Origin of the sequence: Mycobacterium sp. E1747 (assembly GCF_001667775.1) — a bacterium.
Lineage (GTDB): Bacteria > Actinomycetota > Actinomycetes > Mycobacteriales > Mycobacteriaceae > Mycobacterium.
The window spans coordinates 84336-108075 of the sequence record NZ_LZJI01000047.1 but is presented as its reverse complement, the minus strand read 5'-3'; the positions used below and the strand labels follow the sequence as shown (position 1 = coordinate 108075).

Here is a 23740-nt window from a genome sequence, read left to right as displayed (position 1 = left end):
ACCGCTGGTCAGCGATCATTCCGGGTGATATCACGCCGCCCCGGGACCGCCACTGCCAGCCGTTGTCGGCCTTTGCGAACCGCAGTGCAGACTACCAAAGACTCGGCACAGTATCCGCACGCGAGGCCTTGGCTAGCCGACGATCGTTTCGCGCGCAGCGCGTAGCCGCTGCATGCTGCGGTCCCGGCCCAGCAGCTCCAGCGATTCGAACAATGGCGGGCTGACCGTCGTTCCCGTGGCCGCAACCCTGATCGGACCGAAGGCCTTGCGTGGTTTGAGGCCCAGGTTTTCGATGAGCGCGGCCTTGAGCGCGGGCTCGATCTGGACCGTCGTCCAGTCCGTCACGCCCTCCAGCGCGGCCAGCGCGGCGTCCAGCACGGCGGCCGCGTCCGGGCCGAGCTCCTTGGCGGCGGCCTTGGGATCGATGGCGTACTCGTGGTCGTCGAGGAACTTCAGCAGCTCCCACGCGTCGGCGAGCACGACGATGCGGGTCTGGACCAGGTCGGCGGCGGTGGCGAACGCCGCTTCGTAATTACCTGGGTCCAACCCGAGGCGGTGGCCGTGCACCTCGAGGTAGTCGCGCAGCCGCCCCGCGAAGTCGGCCGGCTCGAGCATGCGGATGTGCTCGGCGTTGAGCGCGTCGGCCTTCTTCTGGTCGAACCGCGCCGGGTTGGAGTTGACGTCGACGACGTCGAACGCGGCCACCATCTCGTCGAGGCTGAACAGGTCGTGGTCGTCGGCGATGGCCCATCCCAGCAACGCCAGGTAGTTGAGCAGTCCCTCCGGGATGAAGCCCCGGTCGCGGTGGGCGAACAGGTTCGACTGCGGGTCACGCTTGGACAGCTTCTTGGTCCCCTCACCCAATACCGTTGGCAGGTGGGCGAATTCCGGGATCCGCTCGGCCACCCCGATCCGGATCAGCGACCGATACAGCGCGAGCTGGCGTGGGGTCGAGGGTAGCAGGTCCTCGCCCCGCAGCACGTGGGTGATCTTCATCAGCGCGTCGTCGCAGGGATTGACCAAGGTGTACAACGGATCTCCGTTGGCGCGGGTCAGCGCGAAGTCGGGCACGCTGCCCGCGGCGAAGTTGGTGGGCCCGCGCACGAGGTCGCTCCAACCGAGGTCTTCGTCGGGCATCCGCAGCCGCACCACCGGCTTGCGCCCCTCCGCGAGGAACGCGGCCCGCTGGGGGTCGGTCAGCTGCCGGTCGAAGTTGTCGTATCCCAGTTTCGGGTTGCGGCCGGCCGCGATGTGGCGCGCCTCAACCTCTTCCGGGGTCGAGAACGCGTAGTAGGCCTCGCCCGCTTCCAGCAGCTTGGCCACCACGTCGCGATAGATCTCCTTGCGCTGCGACTGACGGTATGGACCATAGGGCCCGCCCACCTCCGGCCCCTCGTCCCAGTCGAGACCGAGCCAACGCAGCGCGTCCAGCAGCGCCAAATAGCTTTCCTCGCTGTCGCGTTCGGCGTCGGTGTCCTCGATACGAAATACGAACGTGCCACCCGTGTGCCGGGCGTAGGCCCAGTTGAACAGCGCCGTTCGGACCATTCCGACGTGCGGGGTGCCGGTGGGTGAAGGGCAGAACCGGACCCGGACTTTCGCTTCGGCGGTCACGACTTGCCCTTACGGACCACGGGATTGGACAGGGTGCCGATGCCCTCGATGGTGATCGCGACGGTGTCGCCGTCCTCGATCGGGCCGACGCCGGCCGGCGTTCCAGTGAGGATCAGGTCACCGGGCAGCAGGGTCATCACGGCCGAGATCCACTCGACGATGGCGCCGACGTCGTGGATCATCAGCGAGGTCCGGCTGTGCTGCTTGACCTCGCCGTTGACCTCGGTACGGATTTCGAGGTCCGCCGGGTCGACATCGGTGACGATCCACGGCCCGACCGGGCAAAAGGTATCGTGCCCTTTGGCCCGGGTCCATTGGCCGTCGGCCTTCTGCTGATCGCGGGCCGACACGTCGTTGCCGATGGTGTAACCCAGGATGCTGTCGGCGGCCTCGGCGGCCGTGACGTCCTTGCACGGCCGGCCGATCACCGCGGCCAACTCCCCCTCGAAATGCACGGGTGATGCGTTGGCCGGCAACCGAATCGGCACATTCGGGCCGACGATCGCCGTGTTGGGCTTGAGGAAGATGATCGGATCCGGCGCGGCCGGGCCGGTGAGCTCGGTCATCTCCGCGATGTGATCGGTGTAGTTCTTGCCGATGCAGACCACCTTGCTGGCCAGTATCGGGGCCAGCAGCCGCACATCGGGCAGCGGCCACGAGCGGCCGGTGAAGTTCGGCGTGCCGAACGGATGCTCGGCGATCTCGCGGGCAATCATCGCGGCGGGATCAGCGAGTTCTCCCTCGATGCTGACGAAGGCGACACCGTCCGGGCTGGCGATTCGACCAAGGCGCATTTCGTTGAGCCTACTAATGAGCGATTGCCCCATCGCAATGGCAGCAGGCACACGAGTATTACCAGCGGTTTTCCCCGCGTGTGCAAGCATGGGGGATGCAGACCGGGACGGCCGCGACGCGGGACCTGGGCGCCGGCGCGCGCTGGTCGATCATGGTCGTATCGTTGGTGGCCACCGCGAGTTCCTTCCTCTTCATCAATGGCGTCGCATTCCTGATTCCCTCGCTGCAAGCGGCGCGGGGAATCCCGCTCGACGAAGCCGGTCTGTTGTCCTCGATGCCCAGTTGGGGCATGGTGGTCACGCTGGTGCTGTGGGGTTACGTGCTGGACCGGGTGGGCGAGCGCCTGGTGATGGCCGCAGGCTCGGCGCTCACCGCGGTGGCGGCCTACGCCGCGGCTTCGGCGCATTCGATGGTGCTCATGGCCGTCTATCTGTTCCTCGGCGGCATGGCCGCCGCGAGCTGCAACACCGCCGGCGGGCGGCTGGTGTCGGCGTGGTTCCCGCCGCACCAGCGCGGCCTTGCGATGGGCTTACGCCAAACCGCGCAACCCCTCGGAATCGCCTTGGGAGCGCTGGTCATTCCCGAGCTGGCCGAACACGGACCGAGCACGGGGCTCCGATTCACGGCGTTGGCGTGCGCCTTGGGTGCGGCGGCCAGCGCGGTCGGCATCATCGACCCGCCGCGCAAGCCCCGGGAGAAAGCCACCGACACCGAACTCGCCAGCCCCTATCGAGGGTCGTTGACGCTGTGGCGAATTCACACGGTCGCGGGTCTGATGATGGTGCCGCAGACGGTGACCGTCACGTTCATGCTGGTGTGGCTGATCAAGAATCTGCACTGGTCGGTGGCCGCCGCCGGCAGTTTGGTCACCCTTTCGCAACTACTGGGAGCCGTCGGCCGCGTCCTGGTGGGCCGCTGGTCGGACCGGATCGGTTCCCGAATGCGTCCGGTCCGCCTCGTCGCGGGCGCGGCCGCCATCACCCTGTTCCTGTTGGCCTGGGCCGATTTCCTGAATTCGAGCTACCAGGCGCCCCTGATGGTGGCCATCTCGGTGATCGCCGTGCTCGACAACGGTTTGGAAGCCACGGCCATCACCGAATTCGCCGGTCCGTTCTGGAGCGGGCGCGCCCTGGGCATCCAGAACACCACCCAGCGAGTGATGGCGGCCGCGGCGCCACCGCTGTTCGGCGCCTTGATCACCGCCGCGAAATACCCGAACGCGTGGATATTGTGCGGGCTGTTCCCGGTCGTCGCGGTGCCGTTGGTGCCCGGGCGGCTGCTGCCGCCCGGGCTGGAAACTACAGCCCGGCGGCAATCCGTTCGCCGACTTCGGTGGTGGCGAGCCGTGCGTTCCCACGCGTTGCCAAATACGACTCGACAGCCCGATCCACCCGCTTAGCGGCTTCGTCCTCGCCGATATGGGCAAGCAGCAAGGCCACCGACATGATCGCCGCGGTCGGGTCCGCGATGCCCTGGCCCGCGATGTCCGGCGCGCTGCCGTGCACCGGCTCGAACATCGACGGGTTGGTCCGCGTGGCGTCGATATTCCCGCTGGCGGCCAAGCCAATTCCACCGCACACCGCCGCCGCCAAGTCGGTGATGATGTCGCCGAAGAGATTGTCGGTGACGATCACGTCGAAGCGCCCGGGGTCGGTGACCATGAAGATGGTGGCGGCGTCTACGTGTTGGTACGCGACCTCGACGTCGGGGTACTGCTCCCCGACCTCGGCCACGATGCGCGCCCACAACTTGCCGGCGAACGTCAGCACGTTGGTCTTGTGCACCAGCGTCAAATGCTTGCGCCGGCCCTGGGCGCGCTCGAATGCGTCGGCCACCACGCGGCGCACGCCGAAGGCGGTGTTCAGGCTCACCTCGGTGGCAACCTCGTTGGGTGTGCCGGCGCGGATGGCGCCGCCGGTGCCGGTGTAGGGACCTTCGGTGCCCTCGCGCACCACGACGAAATCGATGTCGGGGTTTCCGGCGAGTGGGCTTGCCACACCGGGATAAAGCCGGCCCGGCCGCAGGTTGACGTGATGATCGAGCTCAAAACGTAAGCGCAGCAACAAGCCCCGCTCCAGCACGCCGCTGGGCACCGACGGGTCCCCGATCGCGCCGAGCAGGATGGCGTCGTGCTGGCGCAATTCGGCGAGCACCGATTCCGGCAAGAGCTCACCGCTGGCGTGAAAACGCCGGGCGCCCAGATCGTAATCCGTCTTCTCCACACCGGGCAGCACCGCGTCGAGAACCTTGACGGCCTCGGCCGTCACTTCCGGCCCGATGCCGTCGCCGCCGACAACCGCCAACTTCATGAGCGCCGCTCTCCCCCGCTCGCGGGTGGTACCCCCACCTCATCGCTCAAATTTGTCTCGTCGCCGGCGCGCTTCACGATAGATCAACCACCTCAAGCTTGTTGGCGCCCACCGCCGCACCGATCTCCGATCGCACCTCGCCTGGCACGTCCTGGTCCAGCCGCAGCAGGATCGTCGCGCCCGGACCCTCGGCGTCCTCGGAGAGTTGCGCGGCTTGGATGTTCACGCCCGCCGAGCCGAGCAGGGTGCCGATCTTGCCCAGCGCCCCGGGCTGGTCGACGTAGTTGATCACCAGGTTGGTGCCGCGGGCGCGCAGGTCGAAGTTGCGGCCGTTGATCTGGACGATCTTCTCCACCAACTGCGGCCCGGACAGCGTGCCGGCGACGTTGACGGCGCTGCCGTCGGCGGCTACCGCGCGCACGTCGACGACGCTGCGGTGGTTGGGACTCTCCGAGGCGGTGGTGAGCTCGGCGGTGACGCCGCGCTCTTCGGCCAGCGCCGGTGCGTTGACGAATGTGACGGGGCCCTCGACCACCGCCGAGAACAGTCCTCGCAGAGCCGAAAGCTTCAGCACCTCAACGTCTTCGGAGGCCAGCTCGCCGCGCACCTGCACCGACACCGAGACCGGCGGCCCGGCGGACAACGAGGCGGCCAGCACGCCGAGCTTGCGCACCAGGTCCAGCCAGGGCGCCACCTCCTCGTTGACCACACCGCCGCCGACGTTGACGGCGTCGGGAACGAATTCCCCGGCCAGCGCCAGCTTCACGCTTTCGGCGACGTCGGTGCCCGCCCGATCCTGAGCCTCGGAAGTGGACGCACCCAGGTGCGGGGTGACCACCACCTGCGGCAGCTCGAACAGCGGGCTGTCGGTGCATGGCTCTTTGGCGTAGACGTCAAGACCGGCCGCCCGGACGTGGCCGCTGCGCACCGCCTCGGCCAGCGCGGCCTCGTCCACCAGCCCGCCGCGGGCGGCGTTGACGATGATGACGCCCGGTTTGGTCTTGGCCAGCGCTTCCTTGCCGATCAGGCCCGCAGTCTCGGGCGTCTTCGGCAGGTGCACCGAGATGAAGTCGGCGCGGCCCAGCAGGTCGTCGAGCGGGAGCAGTTCGATGCCCAGCTGCGCGGCCCGAGCCGGCGAGACGTAGGGGTCGTACGCGACGAGGTGGGTGCCGAAGGCCGTCAATCGCTGGGCGACCAGCTGCCCGATCCGGCCCAGCCCCACCACGCCGACCGTTTTGCCGAAAATTTCGGTGCCGTTGAACGACGACCGCTTCCAGGCGTGCTCGCGCAGCGAGGCATCGGCGGCCGGGATCTGCCGGGCGGCGGCCAAAAGCAGCGCCAGCGCGTGCTCGGCGGCGCTGTGGATGTTCGACGTGGGCGCGTTGACCACCAGCACGCCGCGCTCGGTCGCGGCGTCCACGTCGACGTTGTCCAGCCCCACCCCGGCGCGGGCGACGATCTTGAGCTTGGGGGCCGCGGCCAGCACCTCGGCGTCCACCGTGGTGGCCGAACGCACCAGCAGCGCGTCGGCCTCCGGCACCGCGGCCAGCAGCTTCTCCCGGTCCGGCCCGTCTACCCAGCGCACCTCGACCTGGTCTCCCAGGGCGGCGACAGTCGATTGGGCGAGTTTGTCGGCGATCAATACAACAGGCAGATTCACCCGGCCAGCCTAACGGCTGCGTTTGACGGGCATCGACGGGCTCGCCACTGCCGTAACCTGCACCGACGCGTGCTTGGACGCGCGTCGCCGTGGTCCTACGATGCGCTCGTGACCAAACTCGCGATCATCTACTATTCGGCCACCGGGCATGGCACCGCGATGGCGCAACGCGTGGCCGCCGCGGCCGAGTCCGCCGGCGCCGAAGTCCGGCTGAGGCACGTCACCGAGACCCGCGACCCGGAATCGTTCGCGCAGAACCCGGCCTGGACCGCGAATTACCAAGCGACCAAGGACCTTCCGGCGGCGACGGGTGAGGACATCGTCTGGGCCGACGCGGTGATCTTCGGTTCGCCGACCCGCTTCGGCTCTCCCGCTGCGCAATTGCGCAACTTCCTGGACTCGCTGGGCGGGCTGTGGGCCGAGGGCAAGCTCGCGGACAAGGTGTACGCGGCGTTCACGTCGTCCAACACCGTGCACGGCGGTCAGGAAACCACGCTGCTGTCGCTATACATCACCCTGATGCATTTCGGCGGCATCATTGTGCCGCCCGGCTACACCGACCCGCTGAAGTTCGTCGACGGCAATCCCTATGGGGTGAGCCTGGTCTCCACCCACGACAACATCCACGAGTGCGACGAGGCGACGGGTAACGCGCTGGACCACCTTGCCCGCCGCGTGGTCGAGACGGCCGGCCGGCTGGCGTCGCCCAGCGTCACGCCAGAGTGACCGCGGTGGCCGAACGCCACTCTGGCGTGACGCTCGCGGTTACGCCGTCTCGGTGATCGGCCGGTCGACCCAGCTCATCAGGTCGCGCAGCTTCTTGCCGGTCACCTCGATGGGATGCTCGGCGTTCTCCTTGCGCAGCTGCTCGAGTTGCTTGTTGCCGCCCTCGACGTTGGCCACCAGCTTCTTGGTGAAGGTGCCGTCCTGGATGTCGCGCAGGATCTCACGCATCCGCTCTTTGGTGCCGGCGTCGATGACCCGCGGGCCCGACAGGTATCCGCCGAACTCGGCGGTGTCGGACACCGAGTAGTTCATCCGGGCGATGCCGCCCTCATACATCAGGTCCACGATCAGCTTGAGCTCGTGCAGCACCTCGAAGTAGGCCATCTCCGGCGGGTAGCCCGCCTCCACCATGACGTCGAAACCGGTCTTCACCAATTCCTCTGTGCCGCCGCACAACACCGCCTGCTCGCCGAACAGGTCCGTTTCGGTCTCATCCTTGAACGTGGTCTTGATGACGCCGGCGCGGGTGCCCCCGATGGCCTTGGCGTAGGACAGCGCCAGCGCCTCGCCGTTGCCGGTCGGGTCCTGGTCCACCGCGATCAGGCACGGCACGCCCTTGCCGTCGACGAACTGGCGGCGCACCAGGTGGCCGGGCCCCTTCGGGGCGACCATCGCGATGGTCACATCGGCGGGCGGCTTGATCAGGCCGAAGTGAATGTTGAGGCCGTGTCCGAAGAACAGCGCGTCACCGGGCTTGAGGTTGGGCTCGATGTCGCTGGCGAAGATCTCGGCCTGCGCGGTGTCGGGCGCCAACAGCATGATGACGTCGGCCCACTTGGCCACCTCGGCGGGGGTGTCGACCTCCAGGCCCTGCTCGGAGACCTTGGGCCGCGACTTCGACCCCTCCTTGAGCCCGACGCGCACCTGCACGCCGGAGTCGCGCAGGCTCAGCGAGTGCGCGTGCCCCTGGCTGCCGTATCCGATGACCCCGACCTTGCGGCCCTGGATGATCGTCAGGTCTGCGTCGTCGTCGTAGAACATTTCTAGTGCCACTTTTGACTATCTCCTTGTGTGTTACTTGGCCGTGGCGATGCCGCGCGGACCGCGGGACAACGACACCACTCCCGATTGGACTATCTCGCGAATGCCGAACGGTTCCAGCACCCGCAGCAGCGCCTCGATCTTGCCGCGGTCACCGGTCGCTTCGATCGTCAGCGCCTCCGGCGATACGTCGATCACCTTGGCGCGGAACAGGTTCACCGCCTCGATCACCTGACTGCGGCTGCCCGCGTCGGCGCGCACCTTGATCAGCGCCAGCTCCCGGGACACCGCGGCCCCGTCGTCGAGCTCGACGATCTTGATGACGTTGATCAGCTTGTTGAGCTGCTTGGTGATCTGCTCGAGCGGGGTCTCCTCTGCGCTGACCACAATCGTCATGCGCGACATGTCCTTCTGCTCGGTGGCACCGACGGCCAGCGACTCGATGTTGAAACCGCGCCGGGAGAACAGCGCCGCCACGCGGGCGAGCACACCGGGTTTGTCCTCCACCAACACCGACAGCGTGTGCGTGTGCATCAGGCGTGCCCTTCGCTCTCGTCGTCGAACAGCGGGCGAATGCCGCGCGCGGCCTGGATCTCGTCATTGCTGGTGCCCGCGGCGACCATTGGCCACACCTGCGCGTCCGCGCCGACGATAAAGTCGATCACCACCGGACGGTCGTTGATCGCGCGCGCCTGGTTGATGACGTCGACGACGTCTTCCTCACGCTCGCAACGCAATCCGACACAACCCAACGCCTCCGCCAGCTTCACGAAGTCGGGGATGCGATGCGAGTGCGTAGCCAGGTCCGTCTGCGAATACCGCTCCTCGTAAAACAGCGTCTGCCACTGCCGCACCATGCCCAGGTTGCCGTTGTTGATCAGCGCCACCTTGATCGGCACGCCCTCGATCGCGCACGTGGCCAGCTCCTGGTTGGTCATCTGGAAGCAGCCGTCGCCGTCGATGGCCCAGACCTCAGCCTCCGGTCGAGCCATCTTGGCCCCCATCGCCGCCGGGATGGCGAACCCCATGGTGCCCAGCCCGCCGGAGTTGATCCAGGTGCGTGGGTTCTCATACGAGATGAACTGCGCCGCCCACATCTGGTGCTGGCCCACCCCGGCGACATACACGGCGTCGGGGCCGGCGATCTGGCCGAGCTTCTCGATCACGTATTCCGGGCCGAGGCTGCCGTCGCTCTGCGGGTCGTAGCTCAGCGGGTAGGTGGCTTGGACGCCGTCCAGATAGGCCCACCACTCCGTCATGTCTGGGATTGCCGCGGTGCCGGAATGCTCGTAGTGGCGCAGCATCGCGATCAGGTCGGTGATGACCGCTTTGACGTCGCCGACGATCGGCACGTCGGCATGGCGGTTCTTGCCGATCTCGGCGGGGTCGATGTCGGCGTGGATGACTTTCGCCTCGGGCGCGAACGTGTCGAGTTTCCCGGTCACCCGGTCGTCGAAGCGGGTACCCAGGGCGATCAGCAGGTCGCTGCGCTGCAGCGCCGCGACCGCGGCGACCGAGCCGTGCATGCCGGGCATGCCCATGTGCTGTCGATGGCTGTCGGGGAACGCCCCGCGAGCCATCAGGGTGGTGACCACCGGGATGCCGGTCAGCTCGGCCAGCTCGGCCAGCTGCTCGGTCGCCTCCCCGCGGATGACACCACCACCGACGTAGAGCACCGGTTTGCGGGCAGCGGCGATCAACTTGGCGGCCTCGCGGATCTGCCGGTTGTGCGGCTTGGTGTTGGGCTTGTAGCCGGGCAGGTCCAGGCGCGGCGGCCAGCTGAACGTGCACTCAGCCTGCAGCACGTCCTTGGGGATGTCGACCAGCACTGCGCCCGGGCGGCCCGAGGAGGCGATGTGGAAGGCCTCGGCGATCACCTGCGGGATCTCGTCGCCCGTGCGGACCAGGAAGTTGTGCTTGGTGATTGGCATCGTGATGCCCGAGATGTCGGCTTCCTGGAAGGCGTCGGTGCCGATCAGTGCGCGACCGACCTGCCCGGTGATCGCGACGACGGGCACGGAATCCATCTGGGCGTCGGCCAGCGGCGTGACCAGGTTCGTGGCGCCGGGGCCCGATGTCGCCATGCACACCCCGACCTTGCCGGTGGCGTGGGCGTATCCGCTCGCGGCATGACCGGCGCCCTGTTCGTGCCTAACCAGCACGTGGCGAAGCTTTTTCGAGTCGAACAGCGGGTCATACACCGGCAGCACGGCGCCACCGGGAATCCCGAAGATGACCTCGACGTCAAGTTCCTCCAGCGACCGGATCACCGACTGGGCGCCGGTAACTTTCTCGGGCCCAACGCGTTTCGGCTTCCTGGTGGGGGCGGCAGCGGGGGTTTCCGCCGCGTCGGAGGCGATGTCGGCGGCACGCTCCGGCTGGGTGGCGTGCTGCCTGGTGGGTGCGCTCACTGTCTTTCGTCCTTTATTCACTCTGGGAGTCTCGCTGGGGGCAACAAAAAACCCCCGACAGCTCTTCTGCTGCACGAGGGTTGCGCGTTGGTCTGGATAGCTTCAAATGCCGAAGAGGCTAGTCAGGCACCAACGCGCCGACCAATTACTACGAGCATCCCGGGCTGTCCGGCGGTATCCATAACGTCCGACGGTAGCCTTCGCACAGCTCAGCAGTCAAATCCGCCCCTGTTGCCCCGCGCCCGGATCCGGCCCCGGCGACCGGTGAAATGATGGTCGGGTGGCTACCGGTTCGTCTTCCCACACGCCCGTCGTGATCAAGGTCTCCCCCATCGCGCACCTGGCCGTCGGTTTCTTCACCCTGGGGCTGCTGATCCCGGTGATGCTGTGGCCGCCCTCGGCGCCGCTGCTGGTGATTCCCGTGCTGTTGTCGGCGCTGATCGTTCGGTTGCGGACCGTTGCCGACGATCGGGGCGTGACCGTCCGAACGCTGCGGAGCAGCCAGACGGTGGACTGGGATGACATCGACGGGCTGCGCTTCCATCGGGGTTCGTGGGCTCGCGCACATCTCAAGAGCGGCGCGGAGGTGCGCCTGCCCGCGGTGACGTTCGCGACGCTGCCGCAGCTGACGGAGGCCAGCTCGGGACGGGTGCCCAACCCGTATCAGTGAGCGTCAGGCGATCGGGTTGACCCCGTTGAGCAGCACCCACACGGCGATGCCGGCGGCGATGCCGACCAGCAGCGCGACGAAAGACCCGATGAACGGCCGATGCGCCCAGCCCCGTCGCGCGTCGAGACCGTAGCGGCCCGGCCCGCACAGGATCACCGCGACGGCCATCACGATCAGAGTGATCTGGTATTCGTGCCCGTCGGGCAGGAAGTACGTGAAGCTGTGCGGATGCGGCCGCGCGGTGATGGTGGCCAGCATGCCGTTGATCAAAAAGGCCAGCGCACCGGCCGCGGCCACCGGGGTGAACAGGCCCAGTACCAGCAGAATGCCCGCGACGAGCTCGCCCCCGGCGCTGACGTAGGCCAGGATGTCGGCGTGCTGGTAGCCGACGTCGGACAGTGAGTTCTTGAACCCGCCCACCCCGGAGCCGCCCCACCAGCCGAACAGCTTCTGCAACCCGTGGGCGGCCAGCACTACCCCGAGGCCGACCCGCATGACCAGCAAACCCAGATGCTGGGTTCCGCGCCGGCCGACCTCGTGCAGCCGGCCGTGGTGTTCGTCCGCGTCGATCTCGGTGGGCTCGGCTGCCGCGTGCCGCGATGCCTGCGGCTGGACGTAGGGCAACGGCTCCTGCTGGTCGAGCACGTTGTAACCGGCCGCGCTCGACCCACCGCCGGCGTGGTCACCCATGTACGGGATGACGGTGGTGGTTCCGGTGGAGGGGTTGAAGTCGCCGGGGTAGCCGACGGGCGTCAGATCGTCTTCGGGGTCAACCACACGCGCCGTCGCGGGGCGACCTGGAGTTGGCTCCGGGGATTCGCCGGGCCGCTGCCAATGTCCGTCATTCGGTTGACTGGTCACGCGTGTCAGGGTAAGGGCATTTGGCGCCGAATTGGGGATTTGAGCGGCGCTTTCGCCAGGCAATCGGCGGTTTGCCCGCCGAACGCGCCCGGATCGGCCCGAAAATGCCATCCGCGGGCAGCCGGAGGGGCCCATACGCCGGCGAATCGGGGCGGAGCCGGCCCGGTTCGCCGCTGGGGAGAAGCCGGCCGGATTGCGTCGCGCCAGGCGGGCAGGCGCATGCGTGTGGCGGCGGCGGCCGCACTATCCGTAGCCTGTCGGTCATGCGATTAGGGCGCTCGATTCGGTGCGGGTTCGCCGCGCTTTGCGCGGTGGTGCTGGTCGCGAGCGGTTGCGCACGGTTCAACGACGCCCAGTCGCAGCCGTTCACCACCAACCCCGAGCTCAAGCCCCAACCCAGCTCGACGCCGCCCCCGCCGCCGCCGCTGCCGCCCACGCCGTTCCCCAAGGCGTGCCCGGCTCCAGGCGTGATGCAGGGCTGCCTGGAGAGCACCAGCGGGCTGATCATGGGGCCCGACAGCAAAACCGCGCTCGTCGCCGAGCGCACCACCGGCGCGGTCAAGGAGATCTCGGTGAGCGCCGAGCCGAAGGTGAAGATGGTCATCCCGGTCGACCCGTCCGGCGACGGCGGCCTGATGGACATCGTGCTGTCGCCGACCTACACCCAAGACCGGCTCATGTACGCCTACATCAGCACGCCGACCGACAATCGGGTGATCCGGGTGGCCGACGGCGACATCCCCAAAGACATCCTGACCGGGATCCCCAAGGGCGCCACCGGGAACAGTGGCGCGCTGATCTTCACGAGCCCCACCACGTTGGTCGTGATGACCGGCGATGCGGGTAACCCCGCGGCGGCCGCGGACCCCAAATCGCTGGCCGGCAAGGTGCTTCGCATCGAGCAGCCGACCACCATCGGGCAGGCCCCGCCGACGACGGCGTTGTCGGGCGTCGGTGCGGGCGGCGGCCTGTGCATCGACCCCGTGGACGGCTCGCTCTACGTCGCCGACCGCACGCCGACGGCGGACCGGTTGCAGCGCATCACCAAGACCTCCGATGTCTCCACGGTGTGGACTTGGCCGGACAAGCCCGGCGTGGCCGGCTGCGCGGCGATGGACGGGACCGTGCTGGTCAACCTGATCAACACCAAAATGACGGTGGCCGTGCGGCTGGCCCCCGCGACGGGTGCGGTCACCGGTGAACCCGACGTGGTCCGCAAGGACACCCACGCCCACGCATGGGCGCTGCGGATGTCGCCGGACGGAAACGTCTGGGGCGCAACCGTCAACAAGACCGCCGGCGACGCCGAGAAGCTAGACGACGTAGTGTTCCCGCTGTTCCCACAGGGCGGCGGCTTCCCGCGCAACAACGACGACAAGACCTAGGTCTTACTCAGGGCCGCCCATCGAGTGCGAATCTCGCGACGACGAATCGGCTTGGCGCGTAGCTACATTCGCTCTCGATCCGGTCGGCACTCACCCCTGGCCGCAGGCCGCCAGCACCAGTTCCCGAACCCGGGCCGCGTCGGCCTGCCCGCGGGTGGCCTTCATCACCGCGCCGACGATCGCGCCCGCCGCAGCCACCTTGCCGCCGCGGATCTTCTCCGCCACATCGGGATTGGCGGCCAGCGCCTCGTCGACGGCGGCCTGGGTCACCGAGTCGTCGCGCACCAACTCGAGGCCGCGCGCCGTCATCACCTGCTCGGGCTCACCCTCGCCGGCCAGCACCCCCTCCACGACCTGGCGGGCCAGCTTGTTGGACAGCTTGCCCTGGTCCACGAGCGCGATCACCGCGGCGATCTGAGCCGGGCTGATCGCCAGCTCGTCCAGGCCGACGTTGGCCTCGTTGGCCTTCTGCACCAGGAAGTTTCCCCACCAGGCCCGCGCCTGCTCGCTGGTGGCGCCGTGCTTGACGGTCTCGATGACCAAGTCGACGGCGCCGGCGTTGACCAGGTCGCGCATCACCTCGTCGGATACGCCCCACTCCTGCTGAATCCTCTTGCGGCTCAGCCACGGTAGTTCGGGGATCGTTTCGCGGAGCTGCTCGACCCACTCACGGCTGGGCGCGACGGGTTCCAGGTCGGGCTCGGGAAAATACCGGTAGTCCTGGGCGGTCTCCTTGGCGCGGCCGGGGCTGGTGTATCCCGCCTCGTGAAAGTGTCTGGTCTCCTGGATGATCTGACCGCCGGACACGAGGACGGCGGCCTGCCGCTGCATTTCGTAACGCACCGCAACCTCAACGCTTTTCAGCGAGTTGACGTTCTTGGTCTCGGTGCGGGTGCCGAACTCGGCGGCGCCCTTGGGCATCAGCGAGACGTTGGAATCGCAACGCATCGATCCCTGGTCCATCCTGACATCGGATACTCCCAAGGCGCGCAACAGGTCTCGCAATGCCGTAACGTAGGCCCGGGCGATCTGGGGGGCCCGCTCACCGGCACCCACGATCGGCTTCGTGACGATCTCGATGAGCGGTACACCGGCCCGGTTGTAGTCGAGCAGCGAGGTCGTCGCGCCGTGGATGCGGCCGGTCTCGCTGCCCAGGTGGGTCAGCTTGCCGGTGTCCTCCTCCATGTGCGCACGCTCGATCTCGACCCGCCAGGTGGTGCCGTCGTCCAGCGGCGCTTCCAGGTAGCCGTTGATGGCGATCGGCTCGTCGTATTGGGAAATCTGGTAGTTCTTGGGCATGTCCGGGTAGAAGTAGTTCTTCCGGGCGAAGCGGCACCAGGGCACGATCTCGCAGTTGAGCGCGAGCCCGATTCGGATCGCCGATTCCACCGCCGTGCGGTTGAGCACCGGCAGCGAGCCCGGCAGCCCGAGGCACACGGGGCATACCTGGGTGTTGGGTTCGGCGCCGAACGCAGTGGAGCAGCCACAGAACATTTTGGTGACGGTCGACAGCTCGACGTGCACCTCGAGGCCGAGTACCGGGTCGAAGCGCGCGATGACCTCGTCGTAGTCCATGAGATCGGCGCTGGCAGCAACACTCATGCCGTCGATCGTAGTGGTGACCGCGAGCGCGGCGGCGCCGGGCGAAGCGGGTCACCACCACCAGGCACATGGTGACCGCGAGCGCGGCGCCGCCGGGCGATCAGGGCCAGTGCGGCGAGCGCGGCACGGGGCGCCGGTTGGGCTCCCCGCCCCTGACGGGGAACATGTCGGCCAGCACGGCCGCCATCTCGAGGTAACTTCGCCGGCTCTCCTTGTTCAATCGATCCAGCTCGATCTGGTTCCCGCTATGGATGTGCCGATCGAACGGCAGCACCACCGTTGCGCCGACGCGCGCGGACAATCGGTCGAGCTCGTTGGCGGCCAGCAGTTCCACCTTGGCCGGTTCGACGTGGTTGATCGCCAATACCGTCGACTGCACCAGCCATTGATAGGCGTTGTTCGCCAACCAATCCAGAGTGGTGGCGGTCTTCCGAATCGCGTCGATGGACGTACTGGTTACCACGACCAGCGCCAGCGCCTCGCGCAGCACCGCGTCCATCACACCCGAATTGAGCGCCTTCGCGCAGTCCACCAACACCACCGAATAGTGGTTGCGCAGGATCGAAAACGCCTTGACAGCGTCGTGGCGCTCGAGCCGCCAGTCGGTGTGCGCGTAATCGGGCAATGCGAGCACTTCGAGGCCGAAGTTATTCATGTAGGTGTGCGCCCGCACGTCTGCGTAACTCGTGATCGTGTCGTCGGCGAGCAGCTCGGCCATTCCCAGCGCGTTGGGCTTGCCGTGGCGCTCGGCCAGGTCGCCGGCGTCCACGTCGACGGCGACGATCCGGTCGTGGCGCACGTCGGCGAATGTCGACCCCAGCGCCTCCACGACCGCGGTCTTGCCGACGCCGCCCTTGAGGTTGAGAACGGCGATGGGAAATGCTCCGCCCACCTCCGCGCGGATGCGGTTGCGCAGCTCCTCTTTGTACCGCGCGTCTTTGCCGGGGCCCAGATCGACGCCAGTCAGGCGATGGACCACTTCTCGCCAGCTAAACCGGGGGGAGCCGTCGGGCTCTTGCTGGTCGAGCCCGTCCAGCGCCGTCCCGCCCGGCGGTCGCGCCGGCCGTCGCAGCGAGGGGCCCCGTCCCGCCGGGGCGGGTACGGGCGGTGGCGGCCTGAACGGCGGACGACGGATGGCCGGGTCCGATGGATGGGCTTGGGGCGCCGTGGTGGCCGCCGGATCGGCCTCGATGCGCCACGCGGGCGGACGCGACGGACGGACCGGCGGGCCCACTGGCCCCGCCGTCGCCGCGGGGTGCTGAACGGCTCCGCGAATCGAACCGCGGTTGCTCACTTTGGGGGTATAACCGCTAGGAACCGGTCCGGAAACCACGGATTTTGGGCAAACGCGCCCGGAGTTGGTCAACCGGCGGGCAAATTCAGGCCGTCGTCAGGTCAGGGTCACGTCAGGGCCGCCCGCCGTTTGCGGGGGATCAGCCGAAGAAGGCGGCGGCGTCGTCGTAGCGACTTTCGGGCACCAGCTTGAGTTGGCGTACGGCATCGGCCAACGGCACGCGGCCGATGTCCTGCCCTCGCAGCGACACCATCTGGCCGTATTCGCCCGCGTGTGCGGCGTCTGCGGCGTTGACGCCGAACCGCGTGGCCAGCACCCGGTCATAGGCGGTCGGAGTACCGCCGCGCTGGACGTGGCCCAGCACGGTCACGCGGACTTCCTTATTGATCCGCTTTTCCACCTCGACGGCCAATTGGGCCGCGACGCCGGTGAAACGCTCATGGCCGAACTCGTCAAGCCCGCCCTCGCGCAACGAGATTGAGCCTGGGATGGGTTTCGCGCCCTCGGCGACCACGCAAATGAAGTGCGAATCTCCGCGCTGAAACCGGCGTTTCACCAGCCGGCAAACCTCTTCGACGTCGAAGGGTTGCTCGGGAATCAGTGTCATGTGCGCGCCCGACGCCAGTCCGGCGTTGAGCGCGATCCAGCCGGCATGCCTGCCCATCACCTCCACCAGCATCACCCGCTGGTGGGATTCCGCGGTGCTGTGCAGCCGGTCGATGGCCTCGGTGGCGACGGTGAGCGCGGTGTCGTGGCCGAAAGTGACGTCGGTGCAATCGATGTCGTTGTCGATGGTCTTCGGCACGCCGACGACGGGAACGTTCTCCTCCGACAGCCAGTGCGCGGCGGTCAGGGTGCCCTCCCCGCCGATCGGGATCAGCGCGTCGATACCGTTGTCGTCCAGCGTCTGCTTGATCTGGTCCAGCCCGGCCCGCAGTTTGTCCGGATGCACCCGGGCGGTCCCCAGCATGGTGCCGCCCTTGGCCAAGAGCCGGTCATTGCGGTCGTCGTTCTGCAGCTGAATGCGCCGATTTTCCAGCAAGCCGCGCCACCCGTCCTGGAAGCCGACCACCGACGAGCCGTACCGGGCGTCGCAGGTGCGCACCACGGCCCGGATGACGGCGTTCAGCCCCGGGCAGTCACCACCTCCAGTGAGAACTCCGATCCGCATGCCCTTATCTTGCCCTGCGGCCCAGCTAGATGGCGCGGGCAGACGCAGAATCGCACCGAAGTGCGGAAAAAGATGCGGTTTTGCGTTTCCCCGCAAGCGGGCGGGTACACCAGCTGGGTGTTAGATGGCACTCGGCAGCGGGCCGCGCGCCACCTCGTAGGCGGCGCCCACCCGGTAGAGGCGGTCGTCGGCCAGCGCCGGCGCCATGATCTGCAGCCCGACCGGCAGTCCGTCATCGGGTGACAGCCCCGCGGGCACCGACATGCCGCAGTGGCCGGCCAGGTTCAGCGGCAGCGTGCACAGGTCGAACAGATACATCGCCAGCGGATCGTCCACCTTCTCCCCCAGCGGGAAGGCGGTGGTCGGGGTCGCCGGTGACACCACCACATCAGCCGACTCGTACGCCCGGTCCAGGTCGCGGGCGATCAGCGTGCGCACCTTCTGCGCCTGGTTGTAATAGGCGTCGTAGTAACCGGCCGAGAGCGCGTAGGTGCCGATCATGATGCGCCGCTTGACTTCCGGACCGAAACCGGCGGCCCGGGTCAGCGCCATCACCTCCTCGGCGCTGTGGGTCCCGTCGTCGCCGACCCGCAGCCCGTAGCGCATCGCGTCGAAGCGAGCCAGGTTGCTCGACACCTCCGAAGGCAAGATCAGGTAGTAGGCGGCCAGCGCGTATTCGAAGTGCGGGCAGTCGACTTCGGTCACTTCGGCGCCCAGCTCGGTCAACCGTCCCACCGCGGCCTCGAACGAGGACAGCACCCCCGGCTGGTAGCCGTCGCCGCGCAGCTGCTGCACGACTCCGACGCGCACGCCCCTGAGGTCACCGGCCGCGCCGGCTTTGGCGGCGCCGACGACATCGGGTATCGCCGCCTCGACGGACGTGGAGTCGCGGGCGTCGTGCCCGGCGATCACGTGGTGCAGCAGGGCGGTGTCCAGCACCGTGCGCGCGCACGGGCCGCCCTGATCCAGCGACGACGCGCACGCCACCAGCCCGTAGCGCGACACGGTGCCGTAGGTCGGTTTGACGCCGACCGTCGCGGTCAGCGCCGCAGGCTGCCGGATGGAGCCCCCGGTGTCGGACCCGATCGCCAGCGGCGCCTGGAAAGCGGCCAGAGCCGCCGCGCTGCCGCCGCCGGAGCCACCGGGCACCCGGTCGAGGTTCCACGGGTTACGGGTGGGGCCGTAGGCGGAGTTCTCCGTCGAGCTGCCCATCGCGAACTCGTCCATGTTGGTCTTGCCCAGGATCGGGATGCCCGCGGCGCGCAACCGCGTGGTGACGGTGGCGTCGTAGGGAGAACGCCAGCCCTCGAGGATCTTGGAGCCGCAGGTGGTGGGCATGTCGACGGTGGTGAAGACGTCCTTGAGCGCCAGCGGCACCCCTGCCAGCGGCGACGGCAGGGGCTCGCCCGCGGCCACCGCCTCGTCGATGGCCGCTGCGGCGGCAAGCGCCTCGTCGGTGGCCACATGCAGGAAGGCGTGGTAACGGTCGTCGGTCGCGGAGATCTGGTCCAGGCAGGCCCGGGTGACCTCGACCGACGACAGCTCCCTGGCGGCGATCCGGGCCGCCAGCGTGGCGGCGTCGGACCGGATGATCTCGTTCATTCGCTGTCCCCCAGGATCTGCGGCACCGCGAAGCGGCCATCGGCGGCCTCGGGCGCCTGGGCCAGCGCCTCGGACTGGGTCAGGCACGGGGTCGGCTCGTCCGGGCGGGTGACGTTCACGTCCTTGAGCGGGTTGCCGGTCGCTTCGACGCCGGTGACGTCGACGGCCTGCACCTGGCTCACGTGGGTCAGGATGGCGTCGAGCTGGCCGGCGAAGCTGTCGAGCTCGCTGTCGGTCAGCGCGAGCCGGGACAGCCGGGCCAGGTGCGCCACCTCGTCGCGGGAGATCTGAGACACGACAGGAAAGCCTAGTCGGGCGACGACGCGGCGCGCGGGGCGGGAACCGCGAGCGTGCGGGTAGCCGCACACTCGGGAGCCGGTCAGGGTCACCGGTCGTCCGCAGAAATGCAGTGCACGCATCGCTGTGTAACAGTGTTGGCCGTGCCGTCGTATCTGTTGCGCATCGAACTGGTCGACCGCCCGGGCAGCCTGGGCTCGCTGGCCGTCGCGCTTGGTTCGGTCGGCGCCGACATCTTGTCGCTCGACGTGGTCGAGCGCAGCTCGGGGTATGCGATCGACGACCTGGTGATCGAACTGCCGCCCGGGGCGATGCCGGACACGCTGATCACCGCGGCGGAATCGCTCAACGGTGTTCGGGTGGACAGCGTGCGCCCGCACACCGGGCTGCTGGAAGCGCATCGCGAGCTGGAGTTGCTCGACCACGTCGCCGCGGCCGGCGACAACGCGCACCGGGTGCAGGTGCTGGCCGACGAGGCGCCCCGGGTACTGCGGGTGAGTTGGTGCACCGTGGTGCGCAGTGCGGGCGACGGGTTGGAGCGGCTGGCCGCGAGCCCGGGTACGCCGGAGACGCGGGCGGATTCGGCCCCGTGGTTGCCGATCGAGCGGGCCGTGACGCTGGACAGCGCGGGCGATTGGGTTCCGCAGGCCTGGCGCGACATGGACACCACGATGGTCGCCGCCCCGTTGGGCGACCCGCACACCGCGGTGGTGTTGGGCCGCCCGGGCCCGGAGTTCCGGCCGTCGGAAGTGGCTCGCCTGGGCTATCTGGCCGGGATCGTCGCCACCATGCTGCGCTAGTGCGTCGCCAACGCCGAACCGGACAGCACCGCCTGCGAGTTCGATCCCACCAGCACGGCATGGTCGTCGTCGTCCCACAGCAACAGCTGCCGAACCGCCGGACGCGGACCGTAGGGCCGCAGCATGGTGCTGGCCGGACGCGGGCGCACCCGTTGCGGCCACCAGAACCATCGCCCGAGAATCCTTGCGACAGAAGGCGTCATGAACGACCGCACGATCAGCGTGTCGAACAGCAAGCCGAGCCCGATCGTCGTTCCGATCTGACCGAGAACCTGGAAGCCGCTGAACACGAACGCACACATGGTGAGGGCGAACACGATGCCAGCCGAGGTGACCACCGATCCAGAACCCGCCATCGCGCGAATGATGCCGGTGTTCAAGCCGGCATGAATCTCTTCCTTGAACCGGGAGATCAACAGCAGGTTGTAGTCGGATCCCACTGCGAGAAGCAGGATCACGGCAAGCGCGAGCACCACCCAGTACAGCTGAATACCGAGGAGGTACTGCCAGACCAGGACCGAGAGCCCGAACGAGGCGCCCAGCGACAAGGCGACGGTGCCCACGATGACCAGTGCGGCGATCAGGCTGCGCGTGATGATCATCATGATCAGCAGAATCAAACTCAGCGCCGCGAACGCGACGATCATCAGGTCGTACTTGGCGCCATCTTGGATGTCCTTATAGGTCGCGGCGGTCCCGCCGAGATAGATTCCCGCGTCCGCCATCGGCGTGCCCTTCAGGGCTTCATGCGCCGCTTTGGCCATCGGGTCGATGTGCGAAATACCTTGGGGCGTTGCGGGATCGCCTTCGTGCGTGACGATCATGCGGGCGGCCTTGCCGTCGGGTGAGAGGAACAGTTTGAGCCCGCGCTTGAAGTCGGGATTGTTGAACACTTCCGGCGGCAAATAGAAGGTGTCGTCGTTCTTGGCCGCGTCGAAGGCCCGCCCCAGCGCCGTCGCATTGTCGATCGCGGCCGCGGTCTGCGCGTAAATGCCCGACAGGGTGGCGTAATTGGCCAACGTCAGATCGCGATTGGTCTGTTGACTCTCGATCTGCGGCGGTATCAGCGTCACGAGTTTCGGCTGCAGCGCGTCGAGTTTGTCGAGTGACGCCGTCAGGTTCTCGAACTTCTCGGTGAGCTGATCAATTCCGTCGAGCGCGTCGAACAGCGACCTGAACGCGAAGCAGATCGGAATGTCGTAGCAATGCCTCTCCCAATAGAAGTAGCTGCGAACAGGGCGGAAGAAGTCGTCGAAATACGCGACCTTGTCGCGCAGGTCCTGGATCGTGCCGAGCGTGTCGTGGAAGCTCTGGGTCTCGTCGTGGGTGGTGCCGGCGAGCTGCTGTTGCAATACGTATTGCTGCTTGAGGATGTCGATGGTCTTGTTCAGCTCGTTGGCCTGTTTGAGGGCATCGTTGGCCCGATCCTGTTGGTAGGTCAGGTTTTCCTGCTGCGCCGCGCTGGAATTGCTGACCACGAATGCGAGCGAACTATGGACCAGCGGGGTGCCCAAGGGGCGGGTGATGGTCTGCACCTGCGCGACGCCGGGAACGTGAAATACCGCCTTGGCCACCTTGTCCAGGATGAGCATGCTCTCCGGGTTGCGCATGTCGTGATCGGTTTCAACCATGAGCAGTTCGGGCTCCAGCCGGGCGCGCGAGAAATGCTTCTCGGCGGCGGTGTAGCCGACATTGGCCGGAGCGCTGGCCGGCATGTAGGGACGGGTGTCGTAACTGGTCTTGTAGCCGGGCAGGGCGATCAGGCCCACCAGGGCCAGCGCGCACGCCGCGGCAAGGACGGCTCCGGGCCAGCGGACGATGGCGGTGCCGATCCGCCGCCAGCCACGGGTTCTGACCGCGCGCTTGGGGTCGAAGATGCCCACCTTGGCGCCCAGGGTGAGGATCGCAGGCCCCAGGGTGAGGGCCGCGAACAACGCGACGAGGATGCCCAATGCGGCCGGAATGCCCAGACTCTGGAAGTAAGGCAGCCGGGTGAAGCTCAGGCAGGCCACCGCGCCGGCCACCGTCAGCCCCGAACCCAGCACGATATGCGCCGTGCCGTGATACATGGTGTAGAAAGCCTTTTCGCGGTCTTCCCCGGTTCCGCGCGCTTCCTGGTAGCGGCCCACGAAAAATATCGCGTAGTCGGTGCCCGCGGCGACCACCAGAAGCGTCAACAGATTCGTCGCATACGTCGACAAGCCGATGACCCCGGCGTTGCCGAGGAATGCGACAAGGCCTCGGGCGGCCGACATTTCGATCAGGACCGTGGCGAGCACCAGCAGCGTGGTGAGCACCGAGCGGTACACGAAGAACAGCATCAGGGCGATCATGCCGATCGTGATCGCGGTGACCTTCGCGGTTCCCTTGCTGCCGACGTCGAACTGGTCGGATATCAACGGCGCCGCACCGGTCACGTAGACCTTGACGCCCGGCGGCGGCTTGATGCGATCGACGATGTCACGTAGCGCACCGACGCCCTCGTTCGCCAACGCCGAGCCCTGATTACCGGCGAGGTTCACCTGAACGTAAGCGGCCTTGCCGTCGCTGCTTTGCGACCCCGCCGCGGTCAGGGTGTCGCCCCAGTAGTCCTGGACGTGCTCGACGTGCTTCTTGTCCTGCTCGAGCCGGTGGATCAGCTCGTCGTAGAAGCGGTGCGCGTCCGCGCCGAGTGGCTTGTCGCCTTCCAGCACGATCATGGCCGAGCTGTCGGTGTCGAACTCGCCGAATTTCTCGCCGATGCGCTTGATGGCTTTGAGCGAAGGGGCGTCCGGCGAGTTCAGCGCCACATTGTGGGTCTTGCCAACCTCTTCCAGTTGCGGCACCGCGATGTTGGTGATCGCGGCCAGCGCCACCCAGAACAGCAGGACGGGCAGTGCGAGTCGGCGGATGGTGCGCGGGACGCGCGCCCGCGGCTGTTCGTGGTCGCTCATCCGGATTTGTCCAGGCAGAAGGTATAGGCGTCGACTTTGTCAACGGTGCGTTGGTCTTTCACTTCCCCGTTGACGGTGATGCGGCACCCCAGACTGTCGCCGGTGCCCTGCGCGACGACATTGCCCAGCACCGCGGGCTCGGTCGTGGTGATCGTGAACGACCACGGCAGCGGGGCGTCCTTCACTTGCTGTGGCTGGGCGTTGACATCAAGGTAGTTGATGGTCGCGGTTGCGCCCGGTGTGCCGAAGACCTCGAGCACCACCCGTTTGGGATTGAACGGGACGATTTCGTTGGCCAAGCCGCTGTTGGCCGAAGCGCCGCTATCTGAGCCGAAGATTCCGTGCAGGCGGTAGATGGCGAATGCCGCAAGCCCGACGACTAGCACCGCGACCAGCACCATCCACCCCCGTCTGACCAGGGATGCCACCGAAATCCCCTTCACCCGTTCACCTTTCGATCATCGGGTAACGCAATCACCCTCGAGGCGAGTACAGCCGCCGCCGGGGTGGGGCCTTGACAGGTATGACAGTACGGTACGGGACCGTACTGCACAAGAGACGCGACCGTG

20 protein-coding genes are annotated in these 23740 nt (G+C 67.5%); 5 read left to right on the top strand and 15 right to left on the bottom strand.

Annotated features, from left to right (window positions below; genetic code table 11):
• Nucleotides 1-132 precede the first annotated feature (132 nt).
• Both gltX and A5695_RS04565 read right to left on the bottom strand, forming a co-directional pair.
• On the bottom strand, nucleotides 133-1614 hold the full coding sequence (gene gltX / locus A5695_RS04570) for a glutamate--tRNA ligase (RefSeq protein WP_082945848.1): 1482 nt from the start codon (nucleotides 1612-1614) through the stop codon (nucleotides 133-135).
• Entirely contained in the window at nucleotides 1611-2408 is a 798-nt protein-coding gene (locus A5695_RS04565; protein WP_068078718.1) for a fumarylacetoacetate hydrolase family protein, read from the bottom strand. The genes gltX and A5695_RS04565 overlap by 4 nt, the downstream gene beginning before the upstream one ends.
• A 95-nt stretch (nucleotides 2409-2503) precedes the next feature.
• Here A5695_RS04565 and A5695_RS04560 point away from each other — a divergent pair, with 95 nt between their 5' ends.
• On the top strand, nucleotides 2504-3808 hold the full coding sequence (locus A5695_RS04560; RefSeq protein WP_068078715.1) for an MFS transporter: 1305 nt from the start codon (nucleotides 2504-2506) through the stop codon (nucleotides 3806-3808).
• On the opposite strand, the gene A5695_RS04555 is transcribed toward A5695_RS04560, so the two are convergent.
• Together A5695_RS04555 and serA are read right to left on the bottom strand one after the other, a co-directional pair.
• Nucleotides 3708-4718: a 3-isopropylmalate dehydrogenase gene (locus A5695_RS04555; RefSeq protein ID WP_068078713.1), complete on the bottom strand. Its 1011-nt coding sequence runs from the start codon at nucleotides 4716-4718 to the stop codon at nucleotides 3708-3710. The genes A5695_RS04560 and A5695_RS04555 overlap by 101 nt on opposite strands.
• A gap of 73 nt (nucleotides 4719-4791) precedes the next feature.
• A complete protein-coding gene (gene serA / locus A5695_RS04550; RefSeq protein WP_068078711.1) occupies nucleotides 4792-6378 on the bottom strand; it encodes a phosphoglycerate dehydrogenase in 1587 nt (528 codons plus the stop codon).
• A gap of 108 nt (nucleotides 6379-6486) precedes the next feature.
• On the opposite strand from serA, the gene wrbA reads away from it, so the two are divergent.
• The gene (wrbA, locus tag A5695_RS04545) at nucleotides 6487-7104 is read left to right on the top strand and encodes an NAD(P)H:quinone oxidoreductase (RefSeq protein ID WP_068078751.1); all 618 of its coding nucleotides are present in this window, start codon (nucleotides 6487-6489) and stop codon (nucleotides 7102-7104) included.
• Nucleotides 7105-7143: 39 nt separating this feature from the next.
• Here wrbA and ilvC read toward each other — a convergent pair whose 3' ends face one another.
• The 3 genes from ilvC to A5695_RS04530 are packed head-to-tail and all read right to left on the bottom strand — an operon-like array spanning nucleotide 7144 to nucleotide 10505.
• Nucleotides 7144-8145, bottom strand: coding sequence for a ketol-acid reductoisomerase (gene ilvC, locus A5695_RS04540; protein ID WP_082945847.1), 1002 nt, complete (start codon nucleotides 8143-8145; stop codon nucleotides 7144-7146).
• Between the two features lie 33 nt (nucleotides 8146-8178).
• Nucleotides 8179-8679, bottom strand: a complete 501-nt coding sequence (ilvN, locus tag A5695_RS04535; protein ID WP_066952481.1) for an acetolactate synthase small subunit — start codon at nucleotides 8677-8679, stop codon at nucleotides 8179-8181.
• The gene (locus A5695_RS04530) at nucleotides 8679-10505 is read right to left on the bottom strand and encodes an acetolactate synthase large subunit (protein WP_369830157.1); all 1827 of its coding nucleotides are present in this window, start codon (nucleotides 10503-10505) and stop codon (nucleotides 8679-8681) included. Before A5695_RS04530 ends, ilvN begins: the two co-directional genes overlap by 1 nt.
• Nucleotides 10506-10869: 364 nt before the next feature.
• Between A5695_RS04530 and A5695_RS04525 the strand changes: the two genes are divergently transcribed.
• Nucleotides 10870-11226, top strand: coding sequence for a PH domain-containing protein (locus A5695_RS04525; RefSeq protein WP_068078706.1), 357 nt, complete (start codon nucleotides 10870-10872; stop codon nucleotides 11224-11226).
• 3 nt (nucleotides 11227-11229) lie between these two features.
• Here the strand turns inward: A5695_RS04525 and A5695_RS04520 are convergent, their stop codons facing one another.
• The gene (locus tag A5695_RS04520) at nucleotides 11230-12087 is read right to left on the bottom strand and encodes a DoxX family protein (protein WP_068078704.1); all 858 of its coding nucleotides are present in this window, start codon (nucleotides 12085-12087) and stop codon (nucleotides 11230-11232) included.
• 263 nt (nucleotides 12088-12350) lie between these two features.
• Between A5695_RS04520 and A5695_RS04515 the strand changes: the two genes are divergently transcribed.
• A complete protein-coding gene (locus A5695_RS04515) occupies nucleotides 12351-13472 on the top strand; it encodes a sorbosone dehydrogenase family protein (RefSeq protein WP_197515359.1) in 1122 nt (373 codons plus the stop codon).
• Nucleotides 13473-13562: 90 nt separating this feature from the next.
• Here the strand turns inward: A5695_RS04515 and gatB are convergent, their stop codons facing one another.
• The 5 genes from gatB to gatC form a co-directional block, all read right to left on the bottom strand.
• Nucleotides 13563-15074: an Asp-tRNA(Asn)/Glu-tRNA(Gln) amidotransferase subunit GatB gene (gatB, locus tag A5695_RS04510; RefSeq protein ID WP_068078699.1), complete on the bottom strand. Its 1512-nt coding sequence runs from the start codon at nucleotides 15072-15074 to the stop codon at nucleotides 13563-13565.
• A gap of 100 nt (nucleotides 15075-15174) precedes the next feature.
• Nucleotides 15175-16368 (bottom strand): MinD/ParA family protein, encoded by a 1194-nt coding sequence (locus A5695_RS04505; RefSeq protein ID WP_197515358.1) that lies wholly within the window; start codon nucleotides 16366-16368, stop codon nucleotides 15175-15177.
• Between the two features lie 139 nt (nucleotides 16369-16507).
• Nucleotides 16508-17539 carry an ATP-dependent 6-phosphofructokinase gene (locus A5695_RS04500; protein WP_068078697.1) on the bottom strand — a complete coding sequence of 344 codons (1032 nt, stop codon included), beginning with the start codon at nucleotides 17537-17539 and terminating at the stop codon, nucleotides 16508-16510.
• 120 nt (nucleotides 17540-17659) lie between these two features.
• Nucleotides 17660-19141, bottom strand: coding sequence for an Asp-tRNA(Asn)/Glu-tRNA(Gln) amidotransferase subunit GatA (gene gatA, locus A5695_RS04495; protein ID WP_068078696.1), 1482 nt, complete (start codon nucleotides 19139-19141; stop codon nucleotides 17660-17662).
• Nucleotides 19138-19437, bottom strand: a complete 300-nt coding sequence (gene gatC, locus A5695_RS04490; RefSeq protein WP_068078694.1) for an Asp-tRNA(Asn)/Glu-tRNA(Gln) amidotransferase subunit GatC — start codon at nucleotides 19435-19437, stop codon at nucleotides 19138-19140. The genes gatA and gatC overlap by 4 nt, the downstream gene beginning before the upstream one ends.
• A 144-nt stretch (nucleotides 19438-19581) precedes the next feature.
• Here gatC and A5695_RS04485 point away from each other — a divergent pair, with 144 nt between their 5' ends.
• Nucleotides 19582-20238 (top strand): amino acid-binding protein, encoded by a 657-nt coding sequence (locus A5695_RS04485; protein WP_156749455.1) that lies wholly within the window; start codon nucleotides 19582-19584, stop codon nucleotides 20236-20238.
• Here A5695_RS04485 and A5695_RS04480 read toward each other — a convergent pair.
• Together A5695_RS04480 and A5695_RS04475 are read right to left on the bottom strand one after the other, a co-directional pair.
• Nucleotides 20235-23171 (bottom strand): RND family transporter, encoded by a 2937-nt coding sequence (locus A5695_RS04480; protein WP_068078691.1) that lies wholly within the window; start codon nucleotides 23169-23171, stop codon nucleotides 20235-20237. The genes A5695_RS04485 and A5695_RS04480 overlap by 4 nt on opposite strands.
• A complete protein-coding gene (locus A5695_RS04475; protein WP_369830156.1) occupies nucleotides 23168-23599 on the bottom strand; it encodes an MmpS family transport accessory protein in 432 nt (143 codons plus the stop codon). The genes A5695_RS04480 and A5695_RS04475 overlap by 4 nt, the downstream gene beginning before the upstream one ends.
• Nucleotides 23600-23740 lie beyond the last annotated feature (141 nt).

What these genes read in the sequence shown, in the direction of transcription:
- ilvC (WP_082945847.1), bottom strand. Translation starts at nt 8,145, where the DNA reads ATGTTCTACGACGACGACGCAGACCTGACGATCATCCAGGGCCGCAAG.
- A5695_RS04565 (WP_068078718.1), bottom strand. Translation starts at nt 2,408, where the DNA reads ATGCGCCTTGGTCGAATCGCCAGCCCGGACGGTGTCGCCTTCGTCAGC.
- gatB (WP_068078699.1), bottom strand. Translation starts at nt 15,074, where the DNA reads ATGAGTGTTGCTGCCAGCGCCGATCTCATGGACTACGACGAGGTCATC.
- gatA (WP_068078696.1), bottom strand. Translation starts at nt 19,141, where the DNA reads ATGAACGAGATCATCCGGTCCGACGCCGCCACGCTGGCGGCCCGGATC.
- A5695_RS04560 (WP_068078715.1), top strand. Translation starts at nt 2,504, where the DNA reads ATGCAGACCGGGACGGCCGCGACGCGGGACCTGGGCGCCGGCGCGCGC.
- A5695_RS04555 (WP_068078713.1), bottom strand. Translation starts at nt 4,718, where the DNA reads ATGAAGTTGGCGGTTGTCGGCGGCGACGGCATCGGGCCGGAAGTGACG.
- A5695_RS04480 (WP_068078691.1), bottom strand. Translation starts at nt 23,171, where the DNA reads ATGAGCGACCACGAACAGCCGCGGGCGCGCGTCCCGCGCACCATCCGC.
- ilvN (WP_066952481.1), bottom strand. Translation starts at nt 8,679, where the DNA reads ATGCACACGCACACGCTGTCGGTGTTGGTGGAGGACAAACCCGGTGTG.
- A5695_RS04500 (WP_068078697.1), bottom strand. Translation starts at nt 17,539, where the DNA reads ATGCGGATCGGAGTTCTCACTGGAGGTGGTGACTGCCCGGGGCTGAAC.
- A5695_RS04515 (WP_197515359.1), top strand. Translation starts at nt 12,351, where the DNA reads ATGCGATTAGGGCGCTCGATTCGGTGCGGGTTCGCCGCGCTTTGCGCG.